Consider the following 17,722-nt stretch of genomic DNA (forward strand, 5'->3'; position numbering starts at 1 on the left):
CGTCAAGCCGGATCCAGTTCGAATAAGACGGAGGTTTTCCTGTCTGACGAAATGTTTATTCCTCGCCTGCCTTCGACAGCATCCCGATTTCGACGCCCGCCAGCATCATGATGCCGATCCCGTGATTGTCGTTCACGACCGTCCGCAGATCGTCCATGTAATACCCTGGATCGAAGGAATATCGGGAGCCGCTGCACACCCCGTGCACGTTACCCTGCCGGTCGATCGCCTCCGCGGCGAGCCCCCGCCAAGCGCGATGCGCCGCCGCCGCATAACGCTCCCGCTCCTGCTCTCGGAGCCAGCCGAAGCGCACGCCTCTGGCGAAAGCGTAGGCGAACATCGCCGTACAGGACGCTTCTTCGTATGCGTCCGGCTCATTCAACACCTGACGCCACAGCCCGCTGTCCGATTGCAAGGCGATCACGCCGGCGCAATGGTCGCGGAAGAAAGCGAGCAGCGCCTCCCGGTCCGGATGGTTCTCCGGCAGCTTCTCCAGCAGCTCGGACAACGAGAACAGGCACCAGCCGTTGCCGCGTCCCCACGGCACGCGCGTCGCCTTGCCGTATTTGAAGTCGTAAACGTGCGACATCAGCCCTTCCGGCTCCATGAACAAGTACCGGCGATACAGCAGGAACTGCCTCGCCGCTTCGTCCAACGCTTCCCGGCTTCCGCGGGCGACGGCATACCGCACCAGGAACGGCCCGCTCATGTACAGATCGTCCGCCCACATCGTGTCCGCCGAATACTCCCCGGGGCATCGTCGATAGAACGCCCCGTCCTCGCGGCGCTCCAGCTTCCGAAGCATGAAATCGGCGATCGCGTCGGCGATGGTCAAGTAGCGCGCACTCCCTGTCTGGAGATAGGCTTCGAGCATCGCCGAGCCGAACGAACCGCAGTTGTCCAGCATCCGGATGAGGACGAGCTGATGGTTGACGGACGGGAAGCCGTACCGGTCCCGATCCCATAAGGCGTACTCGTACAAATCCGTGCAGCTGTCGATGTGGCCCAGCGCGTATTCCGTCAGATCCGGCCGGTTCAGCTCGCGCGCGGTCCGCAGCAGCCCGTACATCGTCACGCCGAGCGGATAGTCCCAGCGCGCGTAGTTCGTCGCGCCGCCCGTCGTCCAACGGTTGCTCAGCATGGCGTTCTCGTAATACGGCCGCGCCATCGTCTCCGGAGCGTCCAGCCGCCAATACGTCTGCCCGGCGGCGCGGCCCGCGAGATCGACGGCCGGGAACAGCGCCGCCGTCCCGCACGCCGCTGTAGGCTCCGCCGCGGCGGACGGGTCGAGCGGGCCGGCGTACATCCATGCTCCCGCGCCGCCGTGGACGGGGATCGGCGCCGCGAACGCGAGCGACTCCCCCCCGCGGTACGCCCGCAGCTCGAAGCCCCATTCGTCCGGGCCGCCGACGCAGCGCACGAGCACCTGACGACGACCGGCGTCCGCGGATATCTCCGCGCGGAACGGCCCGGCGGCGGCAACCTCGATCGCCGGCTTCCCGTCAAGCCAGACGGTCGCATTGCCCGACGCCCGGCCCTCCAGAACGATAGAAGACGCGCCGTAAGGCACCTCCAGGACGGACCAACCGTACGCCGCGACCGGCGCGGCGGGCCGGCCGAACATCCGCTCCAGATTGGGGCGCCCCGCCTCCTCCGCCGTCCATGCCGTCCGCGGCAGCCACGTCAGGCCGGTATCCTCCTCGTTCGCGAGGACGTCCGGGAACCCTACCTCGGGGCCGAATCGACGGCTCTTCGCCGGCGCCGTGAACGCCCAGCCCGCGCTTCCCTCCCGCCCTGCGAACGGGGCGAGCACCTGAAGAATGCGCACCTTCGCCTCCTCCGCGCCGAAGCGGCACCCGAAGCCCGCCTCCGTGCGGCGCGCTTCGACGAGCAACGCGTTCCATCCTTTGCGGAACAGCAGCGGCACGACGACGCTCGCGTCCGGCTTCATCTCCTCGGCCGCGCTCGACCGGTACAGCAGCTCCTCGTTCACGTACAGTCGAACCGGGCTCAGCGGCTCGACGACACAATCGATCGACCGCTCGTCGTCGCTCCACACCCGTCCGAGGACGTAAGCGTAATCGCCGTTCTCGGCGGTCGGCAGCTTCGCGGTTAAATCCATATCGTACAGCCCTTCTCGCGTCTGTAGAACGCCGGACGCGGAGAAGGCGCGCATCGCGAAAGGAACGGGCGGGTTCGCGCCGACGTAGCGGGCGGACAACACCTCCAGGACGCGGCGGGCGTCCTCGCCGAACCAATAGCGCGCGCTCTCGCGCGGCTCCAAATCACCGCTCATGCCCGCTCCCCTCCCGACGGCGAAGTTCGAATGCGGATCGTGTGATCATAGGGCGTCAACAAGTTGACGAGCAGCGTCCGGCAATGCGGGGGGTAACCGACATTGTTGATCGTCCTCGCGGTATGTTGCCGCGCCCCCCCGTCCAGCTCGATCCAATCGTCCCCGGCCGCGAGGCGAACCGCCCCGCGTTCCCAGTACGATAAGCCTTCGCCCGCCGGCGACAGACCGTCTCCGGCCGGCTCGCTCCCCGGCTCGAACACGAACGACAGCTGCGTCAGCAACGGCTCCGGCAGCGCGCATCGGACGCGGACGATCCATCCCCTCCCGTCCTCGTCCTCCGTCAGCTCGAGCTCTACCTCGTGCCGCTGCTCGTGAGTCAGCTCCCGCTTCTGATGCGGCAGCAAATACCATGGGCTCGCCGGCCCTCGCGCGCTCGCCGGCAAATCCGTCTCCGCGACGGGGCCGTAGTAGCCCTTCCGCTCCGCCGCCGTCAATCGGTAGCCGGACGGAATCGTCTCGAGCCGCCGCATCTTCACGAAGCCCGGCTCGAAGGACGAGGCGAGCTGCACGGCAAGCAGCCGCGCGGCGCCGTGGCGCAGCGCGAAGAACGCGTTCGTCTCGGTCATGACGGTCGCGCTCGTCGCGCCGTTCCGATGCCGGACGACCGGCGCGCCGAATTCGGGATGGAGCTTGCTGTGATAAATCCGACCGCCGTGGCCGGCCGCCTCCATGCCGTCGAGATACCGCTCCCGAGGGAAAGCGCCGTTCACGACGACCCGATACCGTTCCGGCAGCCGGCCGGCCCGTACGGTTCCGGACCGAAGCTCCGGATACCGCAGCAGCCCGAGCATCGGCTGGTTCGGCAGTCCGCCCGGATGCTTCAGCGCCGCTCCCGCGAGCTCCGCGATCGCTTCGAACAACGGATCGTCGTCCCGGTTCGCCATCAGCTTCGCGACAAGATAATAGGGGCTCAGATCGGAAGCGGCCCCGAAGTCCTGTCGCCCGGAATAATCCGTGACGACGTCGCCGTTCGGATGGATCATATACGCCATCATCCGCAGATTGCGCCGCACCGGCTCCAGCAGCTCGGGCCGATCGAACAGCTCCGCGGCGTAATACAGCACGATATCGCTGACGGCGTTATAGATGCCGTTGCTCCGCTCGGTCCACTCGCCGTCTTCCGTGCAGTCGAGCCCTTCCGCGAGCCACCGGTCCGCGCGCGACTTCAGCTCTACCCGGCCCGTCAGCTTATACAAGAACCCTAGCGCCGCCGCGATGACCCAGCGATGATTCGGCGTGTGACATCCGCCCGTCAGCAGCGCGGGAATCGTCCGCTCCAAGAACGTTCGAATGTCCGCGGCCGCCTCGCGGGCCGGCTCCCAGTCGGCGAGAAGCTCGTACGCTTGCGCGAGGCCGCCGACCACGAAGGCGGTATCCGGCGGCGAGTGCAAATTCGTCCACGGCGGCGAGATGGTGCCGTCGGCATGCTGGGACCGGAGCAGGAAGCGGGCGCTCAGCGCAAGGCGCCGAAGCAGCTCCGGGTCCCGGTAATAGCGCGACCGCTCGCACGAGAGCGCGGCGGTCCATACGCCCATCGTCAGCGGCGTTCCGCCATGGCTCGGCCAGGCGACGCCGTTCGCCGGATCGACGATTCCGCCGTAAAACCGGCTCCCGTCGTCGAGCACCTGCCCTTCCATGCCGCGCGCGGCCCATTCGTCGTTCATGGCGGCAAGCTTCTCGTACGTCTCCACATGGATTCCTCCTATCCTTTGATCGCTCCGATCATGACGCCGTTCACGAAATATCGCTGAAGCCACGGATACACGATCAAGATCGGCACGGTGGCGAAGATGACGCTGGCCGCCTTCAAGCTTTCCGGGACGACGAGCGCCATCTGCGCGCCCTCCATCTGGAGCAAATCCGTGATCATATTGTTTTGGATCAATTGATACAGCTTCAGCTGCAAGGGATACAGCTCCGGACTGTTAATGTACATGAGCGTATCCGTAAAGCCGTTCCATCGCCCTACCGCGTAGAACAAGCTCAACGTCGCGATGACCGGCATCGACAGCGGCAGCATGATGCCGATCAAGCTTCGGAAGTGGCTGCACCCGTCGATCTCCGCGGACTCCTGCAGGCTTTCCGGAATGTTGGCGAAGAATGAAATCAGGATGATGAGATAGAACGGGTTGATCAATCCCGGCAGCACCAGCGCCCAGATCGAATCGAGCAACTGCAAGTTTCTCACCAAGATATATTCCGGAATGAGGCCGCCGCTGAAAAACATCGTGACGACGACGATCAGCATAAGCCCCTTGCGTCCCCTGAGCTTCTTATTCGCCAGCGGATACCCCGCCGCGATCGACAACAGCATGCAGAACAAGGTGTACAAGACGGTCAGCATCACCGTAAACCCGAGCGAACGAATCATCGAACCGTCGGTAAACACCTTGGCGTACGCTTCCGTCGTGAACTCGACCGGAAGCAAGCTCACCTTCCCGGATAGGATCGGCCCGGCCGAGCTGAGCGAGATGGCCGCTATGTGAAGAAACGGAGCCAGACAGATCAACGTGAAGGCGAGTAACACGATAAAGTTGACGGCGTCGAACACGCGGTCGGACGTATGCGTTCTCATCGCGTCCGCTCCTTTCCTGTAATCGAATTCGCAACGCTACATAATGCTCTCGTCGGTAAGCTTCTTAGAAGCGTAATTAGCCCCCAGCACGAAAACGAGACCCACGACCGCCTGGAACAACCCGACCGCGGTCGCCAGCGTATATTGGCCGGATTCGAGTCCGACCCGGTAGACGAACGTGCTGAGCACGTCGGAATATTCGCGGACCGCTAAGTTGCCGATGACGTACGGGCGCTCGAAGCCGATGGAAATCATATGCCCCAGATTGATGATCAGCAGCACGAGAATGGTCGGCTTCAGTCCGGGAAGGGTGATGTGCCAGATCCGTCTCAGCCGGCCCGCCCCGTCGATGCCCGCCGCTTCGAACAGCTCCTTGTTGATGCCGGTGAGCGCCGCCAAGTAAATGATCGTGCCCCAGCCCGCGCTCTGCCAGACGCCGACCGCCAAGTACGTGGTCAGCCAATAGCCCTTGTCGGTCAGGAACGGAATCGCATCGAACCCGAGCGCGGTAACGACATTGTTGATCATGCCGGATTGCGTACCGAACACTTGATAGACGATACCGCCGATGATGACCCACGAAATAAAGTGCGGAATATACAGAATCGTCTGCGACAGCTTCTTGAACCAGATCAGCCTCATCTCGTACAACAAGATGGCCAAGACGAGCGGGGCCGGGAACGAAACGAGCAGGTCTAGAAAATTGAGCATCAACGTGTTGCGCAGCGTGATGTAGAAATCGCGCATCCGGAAAATGTCCCGGAACGCTTCCAAGCCGATCCACTCGCTGCCCTCGATGCCTTGAAAGAAATTAAAATCCTTGAATGCGATCTGAATGCCGTACATCGGCCCGTATTTGAAGATGACGAAATAGGCGAGCGGCAGGGCAAGCAAAGCGTACAACTGCCAATACCTGCGGAGATATACGTTCCAGCTCAATGCGGATTCCTCCTTATGCGCCAGGCTGTTCGGCGCGGAACAAGGCTGCCCGTCCCGCGCCGAGCCCGTACTCCAGTCTGTCGTTAGTCGGCCTTCATCTCTTGATAAACAGCCTTCCGTTCGTCCAGAATCGCTTGGCCTCCGCTCGCCATGTAATCCTTCAACATCGTCTCGTAGACGCTCTCGAACTGTTCCGGCTTCGCCATCGTCGTCTTAACGATCATCTCGTTGAACTTATCGAGCAGCGTCGTGCCGTATTTCGTCTGCGCCGCGATCGGCCGGTCGAGCAGCACCGGCGCGAACACGTCCGTATTCGCCACCTGCTGCGCGGCGTCCACCTCGTCTTGGAATTCCGGCGGCATCTGCATCGCGCGCGCCTTCAAGTTCAATTCCATGCTCCCGAGCTGCTTGCCGTTCGACACGATCACCATGTCGCCTACGTTATACAGCCGATTCGCCGCTTCCTCGGTCGGGTTCTCCACCGCTACCGGGATGCCGTCGACCATCGTGTAATTTTCGCCCTCGACTCCGTTCTGCAATTCGAACAGATTGTCGGCCGTCGCCATCCAATCCAAGTATTTAATGGCCTCGACCGCGCGTTCGCTCGATTTCGGGATCATGATGTACATCCCGTTCGGCGCGTACATCGGCTTGGCGTGTTTTCCTTCCTCGTTGGCGTATACGTCTACCGGAGCGAGAATGGCGCCGGGTACGTTCGTCTGCAGCGTCTCATAGGATCCGTTATCATAGAACGGATTGATGTCGTCCTCGCTGAAAAAGCCGATCTTGCCCGTCGAGACGTCTTCGCCTAATTTCTTTTTGTCTTTATCCAACGCGAAGTCCTTGCTCATCAGACCTTCGTTGTACAGCTTGTTCATGAATTGCAGCGCATCCTTGAAGCCGGGAAGCAGCGTCGGGTAATCGTTGGAGCCGAGCTGCTGCGTAAGCGTATATTTCTCTTCCTCCGTCGTCGGCTTGATGAACGACCAGATCAGCGGCTCGTATTGCGCGGAGGCGATCGTCATGCCGAGCGGAATGACTTGACCTCCCGTGCCGCCGGGATCCTGCTCCTTGAACGCTTTCAACACGGTATACAGCTCCTCCGTCGTCTGAGGAACCGGCATCCCGAGCTTGTCGAGCCAGTCCTGTCGGATGAAGGAAGCGTATTTCCCGAGGACCGAGCGCTTGGCGGGAATCGCGAACTGCACGCCCTTATATTTTCCATACGCCAATACGTCTTCTCCGAGGAACGCCTTCAGGTTCGGGCCGTGCTCGTCGAGCAGCGCGCCGACGTCGGTCAATCCGCCCTGCTCGGCGTACCGATTGAACGTGTTCGGATCGTACGTAAACACGATGTCCGGCACGTCGCCGCCGCTCGCCATGAGGACGTTCAGCTTCTCTACCTCTTCGGACCGCGGCACCGGCACGTATTCCACGTCGATGTTGTTCGGGTCGCCGAATCGTTCTTGAATAAGGTTCGTCATGTAGTTGTCCGTGATGGTACTGCCTGCCGGCGAGTTGCCGCGGTCGAACACCTCGACCTTCAGCGTCACCCGCTCTCCCTGCGCCGCGCCGTCCGTGCCTTCGGCCGCTTCGGGAGCCGCGTTCGAACATGCCGCGAGCAGCAAGGTGCAAGCCAGACCGAACGCCGCTGCCGCTCGTTTCGTTGCCGGAGCAACGCTTGCTCTTCTGATGCCGATCATTGTTCCAACCCCTTATACAAGTTAAGTTGTACCGCGCAGGCGGCCGCCGCATTCGATAACGCTTACAACCGAGGCGGAGACGGCCCGATCGGAATGACGCCAGTATGGCACGGCATCCGGGCGAGCGGCAATAAACTAGTTTCCCATGCATAAACCGGGGCGGAAATTCCCTACATATGGAAAATAAAACCGGATTCGCATGCTAAACCTTTTTCACATATCGCTCGAAATCCGCGTCGTACCGGGCTTCAGCTTCAGCTTGCGGTAATCTCCCGGCGTCACGCCGACGAGGCGCTTGAACACGCGTCCGAACGTTATGGAGTTGGCGTACCCGACCTGTAGGGCGATGCGTTGGATCGATTCCTCCGTCTCCGCCAGCAGCCGCTCGGCGCGATCCATCCGCAGCTCCGCGAGATAATCGACGAACTTCATGTTGTACGCCTCTTTGAAGAGATAGCTGACGTACTTGCCCGAAATATGGAATCGATCGCTCAGATGCTTCAACGACAAGTCGGGATTCTCGAAATGTTCCTCGATATAAGCCTTCAATTCCTTGATCATCGCGAGATGGTTTTTCGTTTCGCGGTGCGCGACGTAGGTGCGGTAGATTTCGGTCAATCGTTCCGACATTTTCGATTTGAGCTCCGCGAGCGTAGCCGCTTCCTCCTCGGCGGCTTCAGGGGCTTCCGCAGCTTGGAAATGCGCCTGCAGCTCCGGCGACATCTCCGCCAGCTCGGTCCCGAGCATATCCATCAACGTCCGCAGCGCCGTTCGGATATCCTCGTCCTTCAGGCGATCCGCCGCCATCCGATCGAACATCGCGTCGAGCGAATCGCGCCACTCGGCGTTCAGCAGTCTGAACGCCTTCACGAGCTCGGCGGCGCATTGAATATACTTATACCATTGCCGTTCGGATTCCCCGGGCAAATCCTCGCTCATCAGAATCGCTTCTTTGCCGAGCGACATCTTGTGCGACAGCGCGTCGAGCGCCGCGCGATACGATCGTCCGACTCCCTCCCAATCCCGCTCGACGGACCCGATGGCGAATAACAAAGACAACCGCAGATGCTCGGCCACCCAATCCCGTCCCTTATCGGCGAACCGCCGAATCGTCTCCCGAAGCGAAGCCGTCTCCCCGTTCCATCCGACGATGACCCCCATCCGATTTTCGGCGATCCACTCCGCCCACGCGTACATGCCCTCCGTTTGCGCCAGCTCCTGCAGCACGTTCGTAAGCGCGAATTTCAACGTATGCTGGTCCCGCGAGGAGAACGCCCGGCTGAAGTCTCGGTAATGTCCGATCTCGACGACGACGAACGCCAATCGCTGCAGCCGCTTCGCCTCGGGAAGCATGCCCAGCTTCTTCAGCCGCTCGGCCGCCGTCTCCTTGGCGAGGCCTTGCATCATATCGTGGAACAGCTGGCGGCGTTGGACGAGCAAATTTTCGCGTTGCTGTTTTTCGAAATCTTCGGTTTGCCGAATGAGCTTCTCCAGCGTCTGATCGATGACCGACAGCTCATCCATCTTCAGTCCGAAATCGTTCTCCGACATTCGGATCGATTCGATCCGATTCATCATGACCCGGATCGGCTGATAGTTCTTCCGCGTAATATAGAGAATGTAGAAAATGGCGAAAACGATCGTCACCAAGCCGACGCCGACCCAAGCGTAGGAGATGACCGAAACCCACATGAACATCTGCCCCGCGGCGATGCCGGTTTCGAACGTCCACCCGAGCGGCTCGAACGTCGCCCGATTGAGCACCTTGCCGCCGTTCGCCGCCGGCCCCTCCCGGTCCGCCGAACGGGTGGAAAACAACAAGCTCCCGTTTTCGTCGCGAACGTCCACGAACGAGACGTCGCCGTCGTTCATCGATCGGATCATCTGCTCGATCGCGTAGACGTCCGCGTTGACGACGAACAGTCCGTCGGAGCCGAAGGGCAGCGGCCACCGCTTATACATGGAAACGACGCGCCGCTCCTGATCGATGCTGAACTCTCGATACGTCCGAATGGACGACCAGCCGCGGAACTCCGGGCGTTCCATCGCCCGCTCGATGAAGCCTCGATCGGCGAAGGTATCCCAACCGACGAGTCCGCTCGTCGTCAGCACTTGCTTGTCTTCGAGTCTGTAAATATACATGGAATGAATCAAGCCGTCGTTCGCCATCAGCTTTCTCATGCTGTCCGCCACGTCGATGACGACCTGACGATCGTCCCGCGTCGTTCTCGCGTTCAGCGCGTCTCGGTATCGGTCGTTCTTCTCGAGCTCCTCGAGCACGTCCATCTCGACCGCTCGCAAGGATCGGGACAGACGGTCCAGCATATAGTCCGTCGACAATCGATCGGCCTTCACGGTTTCCTTATGCGAAATATCGTTCACGAGGATCAGGGACAGGAAGATCAGAATCGTAACCGTAAAGAAGAAGATCGGAAAATACGAAAGCAGCATGCGGCGGTACCAATTTTTCTTCATGTCCACACCACCTTTTCTTTGAAGGGAAGCGCTTTCCTATGGACATTTTAAAAGATAACGGTACCCTAGGCAAATCATTTTCCTGCCGCCTCTCCTCCGTTTCGCCGCCGAAAATGGAAGGACGGCCAAATCGCCGCGCGGCGAATCGGCCGTCCCCCCATCCATCCGATGCGTACCTTCGCTTACCCCGCCTTCGCCGCGGTCTCGTCCTTCCGCCGACGGAAGCGAATGCGCAGCAATCGCAGCCATTCGTACGCGCGGTCCGACGGGACGTCCTTCCATAGCTCCTCTTCGTTCAGCTTCTGCAGAATCGGCTTCAGGTATCGGTCCCCCGCCTGCCCGAACAGCTGAAGCACGCGCGCCTGCTGCTCCGACGGCACGTCCTTCGTCTCTACCGCGATGACCGGCTCGACGTCGTAGCCCTCCTTCTCCAGCTCCTCGAGCAGCGCCAGCGCTTCCCGCCGCGGCAGCGACGCGCTCGTCTTCAGCGTCTCGAGGTCGGTGCCGTTCAGCGCCGCCTCGAGCACCGCGTTCCGCTGCTGCTTGCGCTGCCGCTCCCGCTCGACGAACGCCTCCTGCTGCTGATGCAGCCACAGCTTATACTGAGCGTAGTCGATGCGTTCCGGCACCCAATCGAGCGGGAACGTCGTCTCCCGCGCCGCCGCGCCCGTAATCGCGAGCAGCTCCTTCCCGTACAGGTCCGCCTTGAACGGCCCGAATCCGGGCAGCTGCAACAGCTCGTCCGTCGTCTGCGGCAGGAAGGCGCTAAGCATGCCGAGCAGCCGGTTCGTCGCGACCATGTAAGGCGCCTTGTTTTCCTTGCCGGCCTGCTTCCGCCGCCATTCCCGCAGCGCCTCGTACACCGCATCGTTCTTGAACGCGTCGCCGTAATATTGCAGCTTCTGCACCCACTCCGAGCGGCCGTTGATCGACTGCACGTCGCCCGTTACGTTGTCGAGCAGCGGCGCGTAGCCTTCGGACATCTTCTGCAGCAGCTGTCCGCGGAACGCCGTCAGCATCTCGTTCCATCCGGCGCCCTCGAACCAGCACATCTCCGTCGTCTCCCCGCTCTCGTCCGGCTCGTTCCAATACACATGCCATACGCCGGAGTCTTCCCCGATCGTGACCTGCGCTTGGACGACGCCGCCCTCCTCCGTCCGCTTCTGCAAGCTGTTCATGAATACCCAGTTCATCCGTCAATGCTCCCCTTCCTAGGAAAATGATGATCCTCGAACGACGACAAAAAAAGCACCCCACTTACCTAGGTAAGTGAGGTGCTTCCTCGCCGATCACGTTCAATTGCCTTCACTATATCACGCGCCGAACGCGCTGGCAAGCCTAATTTTACCTTCGTACACTTAATACGAACCCGGCGCGGACCACCTTATTATAATCGTATATAGAGCGGCCGCGGCGACGACGACGCCGGCGAACCCGAGCGCGTATACGCCTCGTCGGGACGCCATCTCGCGCACCTTCCAAGCTCGCTTGCCGCGTTCGACCGGCCCGATAAACACCGCTACCATTACGTCCATCCACCACAGCATGATCGCTTGCAATTTGCGCATTCGCGTCCCTCCCCGCCGCCGTCTTTGCCGGAACCGCCTCGCTCCGGTATAATGGTTGAATTACTGTTTTATACGCCGAACGGCTCCCAAAAGTTTCTCCCGAAGGAGGAAAATCCATGTCGAACGATTTCGATTTTTTATCGGACAGCACCGAACAAACCAGCACGCGTTACGTTACCATGGTGACGCCGAAGCTGAACCGGTTCGACCTCGCGATCTTGACGACGAACCGCTTCTACGGCAAGAAGCTGATCATCGACATGCAAAGCGGCATCTCCGCCATCATCGGGCCGGACGACCTCGACGAGGAAGGCTTCTTGGAGCACCGGTTCCGCTTGAACGAAGAGCAAGCGGAGGAACTTCACGAATTCCTGTCGCAAATCGTCGGTCCGATTTCGTATCCCGACGATTAACGTTCATGAAAAACCTCCCTCCCGGACACGATAAGGAAATCCCGGGAAGGAGGTTTTTTGTATGGCTTTTCTGAAGGAAGATCGCTCGGAATATACCGACGTATCGACGGTGGAATCGCAGCGAAACGACCTCACCTTCGAGGAGTTTCCGGAAGGACCGTACGGCTCGAGCCTGATCGTCGAATCGATCGGCAAGAGCGGACCGTGGCGCGAAGACCAGCGGCCGCCGAACCGGTTCAATTACGAAAACCGGGAGCTTCACGAGGGGCTGCCGCGTCAATTTCCGGGCGCCCATCCGACGCACGACGAAGAAGGCAACGAAAGCGCGTTCGATGCAGGCATTTAATCGTCAAGGCGCGGCGAACGAAAAAGACGGCCTCCGGGGCGCAGTCCCGGAGGCCGTTTTCCAACTCGTTAAACAATATCCTTCAGCAACCCGCGGAACTCCAGCTCCTCGAACTTCGCCCCTACGCGCTCCGGATCCGGCGCCCAGCGGCAAGCGTCGATCTCGCACGTCAGCGGCACTTCGCAATAGATCGTGGCCAACTCGCGGCACAGATGCAGCATGTCGAGGTCCGCTTCGATCTTCTTCTTGACCGAAGCCGACAACGCGTCGAGATTCGCGAGGATGCCCTCGATCGTCTCGTACTCCGACAGCAGCTTGATCGCCGTCTTCTCGCCGATGCCTTTGACGCCAGGGTAGTTGTCGCTGCTGTCGCCGATGAGCCCCTTCAAGTCGATGACCTGCGGCGGCGTCAGCTGCTTTTCCTCCAGCAGCGCCTCGCGGTCGTACACCGCGTAGTTGCCGAAGCCCTTTTTCAACATCACGACTTTGACACGATCCGAGACGAGCTGCAGCAAATCATGATCGCCCGTCAGGATGAGCACGTCCATCTCGTCGCCGTACTTGCGCGCGAGCGTGCCGATACAATCGTCCGCCTCGTAGCCGAGCACGCCGATATTCGGAACGTCGAGCGCTTCGACGACTTCTTTCACGAGATCGAATTGCGGAATGAGATCGTCCGGCGCTTCCGGCCGGTTGCCCTTGTACGCCGCGTAACGCTCCGTGCGGAACGTCTTGCTGCTCATATCCCAGCAGACGGCTACATGAGTAGGTTCGTATGTACGGACCGCATCGGTCAAATACCGGACGAAGCCGTGAATGGCGTTGACGGGCACGCCCGATTTCGTCTTGCGCACGTACCCGCCGTACGCGGACGCGAAGTAAGCGCGGAACAGCACCGCCATGCCGTCGACCAATAACAACGAATTGGACACGAAGAAACCTTCCCCTTTGCTTGCAGACGGAAGCCTGCTTTTCTAGCATTATACCACAGTAGAAACCTACAAAGTGGAAACGACTCTCGCAGGGAAATAGTTCCGAATCGACTCGTTTCGACTCGTCCGCCTACAAAAATCATCCCGCTCGCAGTATAATGGAGTTAGCCCTATTCCCTACCGTCACACCCAGCGCGGATACCGAGGGCGATATGTCGACGATAAGGAGCGTGACCTCGGTATGACGAGCGAACAACAAGAATTGGTGCGGATGATCAGACAAGCGATTACGGAAAGCCACGATGATCTAAAACAGGAAATTCAAGGACTTCGAGCGGAATTGAAAGCGGAAATCCAAGAGGTTCGGGCGGAACTGAAAGCGGAAATCCAAGAGGTTCGGGCGGAACTGAAAGCGGAAATCCAAGAGGTTCGAGCCGAAATCCAAGAGGTTCGCACGGAGCTGCAGGCGGTTCGAACGGAGATGAACGCTCGCTTCGAGAAGGTCGACGAAGGCATGGACTACGTCCGGGAAAAAATCCAAGAACACGACGAGGACATCTTTCGAATCAAGCGATTGCTTAAAGCGGTAACCTAATCCTACGATAATAACATTCAAATGATCGGCCTCGACCCGTACGCCAACGGATCGAGGCCGTTTCGTCGTTCAGCGGATATGCGCCGTTACTTCCGCCATCCGGCGAAGGTCGGCCTCGGACAGCGCTCGGTCGAACACGGCGAGCCCTCCGAGCAAGCCGGTGTAGAAATTCCCCGGTTCGCCGGAACGATCCACCGCGCCGACCGTAAAGTCCGCGCCGTCCTCGCCCCCGTCGAAGATGCCCCCGTCGTACGGATACGGATTGAACGTGTCCCGTTCGTCCAGACGGCCGTCCAAGTACGACCGAGCCGCCTTGCCGTCGTACGTGAACGCGACGAAGCGCCATTCCCCGAACGGAACCGGCGTGCCGCCGATCGAAGCGTCCATGCAGTACATATAGCCGGGCGTCGGTCCGCCGACCGAGGAGACGTGCCCGCACACCTGCTGCGAGCTGTTCCATATTTTCAAGTTGAGGAACAGGCAATATTGCCGTTTCCGCCGCGTTTCGTCCCAAAAACCGGCGACCGCCTCGCAGCCGTCGTAAGCGACGGCTTCCCGTTTCACCCAAGCGGCGACGGTCAGCTGCGCCTGCGGCCCATGAAGGTTCAGCGCCGGACATCGTCCCCGCGGGATGCGGAACCATTGGCCGAAGCGCAGGTACGCGGCATACGGCCCGAACACGCCGTCGGCCGCTCGCTCGATCGGACCGTTCCTCTCTTCCAGCCGGTATTCGCAGCGCCCCTGAGAAACCCTATCCGCCCCCGCTTCCTCGCGAAAATCCCAAAAGGCGAGAAGCCCCGGAACGGATAAAATACGCTCCGTTTTCGATAGACGATTCATCCCTCGCAAATCACCTCCATAATTCTAGCGTGATTCAAGCCGTTCGTGCGGATGCCCTCGACGCGAAGCGCGGTCACGCCTTCCAACGCGACGTCGAACCGCAGCACCCGTCGGTAATTGTCGCGAACCGACGCGATCGTCTCCGCGCCTCCGGCGAGCTTCGCGACCACGCGGCAGTCCTTCACCGTCTCCGGCTGCGGACGTCCCCAGCACATGCTCCGATAATGGGAATCTTGGTGCGTTAAGGATAAGTGGCGATGCAGCCCGGTATCGAAGATGAGCGTAACGGAGGACAACCGCACCGGTACGTCCCAAGTCAGCTCCAGCCATGGATCGGGATCCCGAGGATCGGACATCCACCGGTGCGTCCCCGGCTTCCGCAGGTCGGGCCGCACGCCTCGCTCGCCGTGCACCGCGCGCGTCATGCCGTCGACGACGCACGAAGCCGGCCCTTGCGCCTGCTCGGAGGAGGCGGCGACGCGAGCCGAAACGGCAAGATTGCCTTCCACGACCTTCCCGGGAAGGAACGCGCCCTGCCGAAGCAGCCGCTGCTGCGCCGTACGGATCGACGACTTGTCGTTCCACGCTTGGTCCAACGGCCTGCCGGCCTGAAGCGCGACCGCGGCGAACGTGCCGAGCCCTTCCCCCATCGCCGCGCAGGTGGCCATGACGCGGGTGCTGGAGAAGGCGATATGCGTCGCGGAAGCGTTCCTCCCGGCGAACATGAGGTTCGAGACGTTCCTGCTGACAAGCGACCGCAGCGGAATGCCGTACAAATACGGCGTATACGGCTGGCTGCACGGCTCTTCGTCTTTCGCGTCGATGCCCGCAGGCGGGTGCGTATCCATCGGCCACCCGCCGTAGGCGATCACGTCGTCGAAGTCGACCGCTCGTTCGATATCGTTCTGGGTCAACACATGCCGGCCGATAAACCTTCTGGATTCCCGCTTCCCGGGAAGAAACCCGAACCAATCGAGCGCCCACGTTTCCGACTCGGGATGATGGCCGCTGTTTTTGATATGATCCCAGACGCCCAGCAGAATCGCGAGCAGTTCGTCCCGGATCGCCTCGTTGTCCTTGATCGTGTCGATCGTTCCGCCGGTTTCGACCCACCAATACCCGTATTCCCAGCTGCCATGGTCCCGGAAGCGCAAATCTTCCTCCGTAAACTTTCGGGCCCAAGGTGGGGGAACGAACGGCATGGACCGCCCCGTATCTCGGGCCGTAAACAACAGCGAGGACCCGAGACGGCGGGCGTCCCGGGCCCGAACCGCGCCGGATTCGCCGTATTCGTCCCCCGCTTCCCGGCCGGTCGTGTACAGCGCTCCGGCTTCGAATCCCAATCGTCCGTCCCCCGTGCAATCGGCGAACAGCTCCGCCTCGATGGCGAAACGATCCTCCGTGCTTTCCCGAACGGCATGGACGCGCCGGATGCGGTCTCCGTCCATCTCCGCGCCGACGACCGCCGTATTCAGCAGGAGTGTAAGATTCGGCTCCGCGCGGCACTTTTCGTACAAGATCAGATCCAGCATGCTGGCGCTTCGCTGCGGGTTCCGCACCGAGCATTCCAGCATGATTTCCTCGACGATGCCGGTCTCCCTGGCTTCCGTCTCCAGCTCCTTGCCCCGGACGGAGGAGCCGGATACGTGCATCCGGACTTCCGAGGAAGCGTTGCCCCCCAATACGGGACGGTCGTGGCAGAGCACGACGTTCGCGCCTCCCCGGCTGGCCGCGATCGCCGCCGCGACGCCGGCGAACCCTCCCCCCGCAACCAGAAGCTGCGTCGTCATCCGCTTCGTCTCATCGTTCCTCATCGTTCCTTCCTCCTCCCAGCACATAAGCTTCTAAGGCCGCCGCGAAATCGGCGCCGAACCGCCGGCAGCTGTGCGGCGTGACGGCGCCCCCCTCGACTCCGAAGTACGGGAGCTCGAAGGAGAAGGCCAGCCGCGCGCCCCGCCGCTCGAAGAACGAGCTGCAGGTGCGGTCGTTCGGCTGATTCCAATCCTCGCCCGCCTCGATGTCGTGCGCCCCGTCGTACCGCAGTTCGTTCGCAGCCGCCTCCGAACGGCTCGTCGCGCGGACCAACAGCGCGCCGAACCGTTCGATTTCCTCCTTCATCGGCGAACGGCGCTTGACGATGAACGGTCGGTCGTTGCGGCCTCCCCATAAATACGGGCTATGGAAGTCGATGCCGACCTCGAGGGGGAAGGCGCTCGCGTAAGCCATCAGCGCCGCGGTCGAGCGGTAGAGAGGGCGATCCGTATAATCGCGGTTATGGTCGTGAGGCGCCCGGCCTTTGCCCTGATCGCCCCGTTCCGCGCCGTCGAGATCGACGAAGGGCACGTAATGAAGTTTGCATTGCGTAAGAAGCCGCGAATGCGGCGATTGCAGGCAATGCTCCAGGAAGCCTTCCATCGCGTAGCCGGATACGGCTTCGCACGCGTGTTGGCGGCAGGCGATCAAGATATGCCTCGAGGCGGAGTCGTCCCCGGCGACGAGCAGCGGCAGCGCGCGGAGCCGCTCGGACACCGCCAGCACCTTCCGGCGGACGAGCGGATGCGGGGTCATGCGAGCGTAAAACGATTCGAAATGGTGCAGCTGGTACGGGATGCAATAGCTGAAGTACGCCTTCTCTCCGGCTTCGAACGCGTACGCGAACGAAGCGCGAGAGCTTCTCGAGGCGTCCACGCCGAGCCACGTCCATTCGATGCCGTCTCGACTGTACGCCGGCCCCCACGGTCCTATCACCTCGCCGTTTGCGAACTCGAACGTGACGGTGCGGGCTTCGACGGCGATCGCGGCGAAGCCCCAGTAAAACCACCAGCCCGTCGTATCGCGCAGCTGCTGCTCGAGCGTTACGACGCCGGACTCTTCCGAGACGACGCGAATGTTGCCTCCGGCATAATCGTCTTCGATGGCGATGCCGTTCATCTTACGCCCCCCTGACGCGCGGAATCGCAGCATCCGGCTTCATCCAAGC

At 61.3% G+C, this 17,722-nt stretch carries 15 protein-coding genes; 3 read left to right on the forward strand and 12 right to left on the reverse strand.

Annotation, left to right across the window (positions count from 1 at the left end; all coding sequences use genetic code 11):
• Positions 1–55: 55 nt before the first annotated feature.
• The 8 genes from RIN49_RS15535 to RIN49_RS15570 all read right to left on the reverse strand — a co-directional run bounded on the left by RIN49_RS15535 (position 56) and on the right by RIN49_RS15570 (position 11,616).
• Positions 56–2,296, reverse strand: a complete 2,241-nt coding sequence (locus RIN49_RS15535; protein WP_309121078.1) for a glycoside hydrolase family 88/105 protein — start codon at positions 2,294–2,296, stop codon at positions 56–58.
• The gene (locus tag RIN49_RS15540; protein ID WP_309121079.1) at positions 2,293–4,047 is read right to left on the reverse strand and encodes a hypothetical protein; all 1,755 of its coding nucleotides are present in this window, start codon (positions 4,045–4,047) and stop codon (positions 2,293–2,295) included. The genes RIN49_RS15535 and RIN49_RS15540 overlap by 4 nt, the downstream gene beginning before the upstream one ends.
• A gap of 11 nt (positions 4,048–4,058) precedes the next feature.
• Positions 4,059–4,931 carry a carbohydrate ABC transporter permease gene (locus tag RIN49_RS15545; RefSeq protein ID WP_309121080.1) on the reverse strand — a complete coding sequence of 291 codons (873 nt, stop codon included), beginning with the start codon at positions 4,929–4,931 and terminating at the stop codon, positions 4,059–4,061.
• Positions 4,932–4,967: 36 nt separating this feature from the next.
• The gene (locus RIN49_RS15550; RefSeq protein ID WP_309121081.1) at positions 4,968–5,870 is read right to left on the reverse strand and encodes an ABC transporter permease; all 903 of its coding nucleotides are present in this window, start codon (positions 5,868–5,870) and stop codon (positions 4,968–4,970) included.
• Positions 5,871–5,953: 83 nt separating this feature from the next.
• Positions 5,954–7,573 (reverse strand): extracellular solute-binding protein, encoded by a 1,620-nt coding sequence (locus RIN49_RS15555; RefSeq protein ID WP_309121082.1) that lies wholly within the window; start codon positions 7,571–7,573, stop codon positions 5,954–5,956.
• 213 nt (positions 7,574–7,786) lie between these two features.
• Positions 7,787–10,048 carry a helix-turn-helix domain-containing protein gene (locus tag RIN49_RS15560; RefSeq protein ID WP_309121083.1) on the reverse strand — a complete coding sequence of 754 codons (2,262 nt, stop codon included), beginning with the start codon at positions 10,046–10,048 and terminating at the stop codon, positions 7,787–7,789.
• Between the two features lie 182 nt (positions 10,049–10,230).
• Complete coding sequence (locus RIN49_RS15565) at positions 10,231–11,241, reverse strand: HRDC domain-containing protein (protein WP_309121084.1); 1,011 nt, start codon at positions 11,239–11,241, stop codon at positions 10,231–10,233.
• Between the two features lie 165 nt (positions 11,242–11,406).
• Entirely contained in the window at positions 11,407–11,616 is a 210-nt protein-coding gene (locus RIN49_RS15570; RefSeq protein ID WP_309121085.1) for a hypothetical protein, read from the reverse strand.
• 116 nt (positions 11,617–11,732) lie between these two features.
• Between RIN49_RS15570 and RIN49_RS15575 the strand changes: the two genes are divergently transcribed.
• Positions 11,733–12,029 (forward strand): DUF3055 domain-containing protein, encoded by a 297-nt coding sequence (locus tag RIN49_RS15575; protein WP_309121086.1) that lies wholly within the window; start codon positions 11,733–11,735, stop codon positions 12,027–12,029.
• Between the two features lie 61 nt (positions 12,030–12,090).
• Positions 12,091–12,375, forward strand: a complete 285-nt coding sequence (locus RIN49_RS15580; RefSeq protein WP_309121087.1) for a hypothetical protein — start codon at positions 12,091–12,093, stop codon at positions 12,373–12,375.
• 68 nt (positions 12,376–12,443) lie between these two features.
• On the opposite strand, the gene RIN49_RS15585 is transcribed toward RIN49_RS15580, so the two are convergent.
• Entirely contained in the window at positions 12,444–13,307 is an 864-nt protein-coding gene (locus RIN49_RS15585; RefSeq protein ID WP_309121088.1) for a 5'-3' exonuclease, read from the reverse strand.
• Between the two features lie 241 nt (positions 13,308–13,548).
• Here RIN49_RS15585 and RIN49_RS15590 point away from each other — a divergent pair, with 241 nt between their 5' ends.
• Positions 13,549–13,902 (forward strand): hypothetical protein, encoded by a 354-nt coding sequence (locus RIN49_RS15590; protein WP_309121089.1) that lies wholly within the window; start codon positions 13,549–13,551, stop codon positions 13,900–13,902.
• Positions 13,903–13,971: 69 nt separating this feature from the next.
• On the opposite strand, the gene RIN49_RS15595 is transcribed toward RIN49_RS15590, so the two are convergent.
• Genes RIN49_RS15595 through RIN49_RS15605 form a run of 3 tightly spaced genes read right to left on the reverse strand, consistent with a single transcriptional unit; the run spans position 13,972 to position 17,673 of the window.
• Positions 13,972–14,742 carry a LamG domain-containing protein gene (locus RIN49_RS15595; RefSeq protein ID WP_309121090.1) on the reverse strand — a complete coding sequence of 257 codons (771 nt, stop codon included), beginning with the start codon at positions 14,740–14,742 and terminating at the stop codon, positions 13,972–13,974.
• Positions 14,739–16,556, reverse strand: coding sequence for an FAD-dependent oxidoreductase (locus tag RIN49_RS15600; protein WP_309121091.1), 1,818 nt, complete (start codon positions 16,554–16,556; stop codon positions 14,739–14,741). The genes RIN49_RS15595 and RIN49_RS15600 overlap by 4 nt, the downstream gene beginning before the upstream one ends.
• Entirely contained in the window at positions 16,543–17,673 is a 1,131-nt protein-coding gene (locus RIN49_RS15605; protein ID WP_309121092.1) for a M14 family metallopeptidase, read from the reverse strand. The genes RIN49_RS15600 and RIN49_RS15605 overlap by 14 nt, the downstream gene beginning before the upstream one ends.
• Positions 17,674–17,722: the final 49 nt, after the last annotated feature.

The sequence above is a fragment of the Paenibacillus sp. genome (genome assembly GCF_031177825.1).
Taxonomy (GTDB): Bacteria; Bacillota; Bacilli; order Paenibacillales; family YIM-B00363; genus Paenibacillus_AE.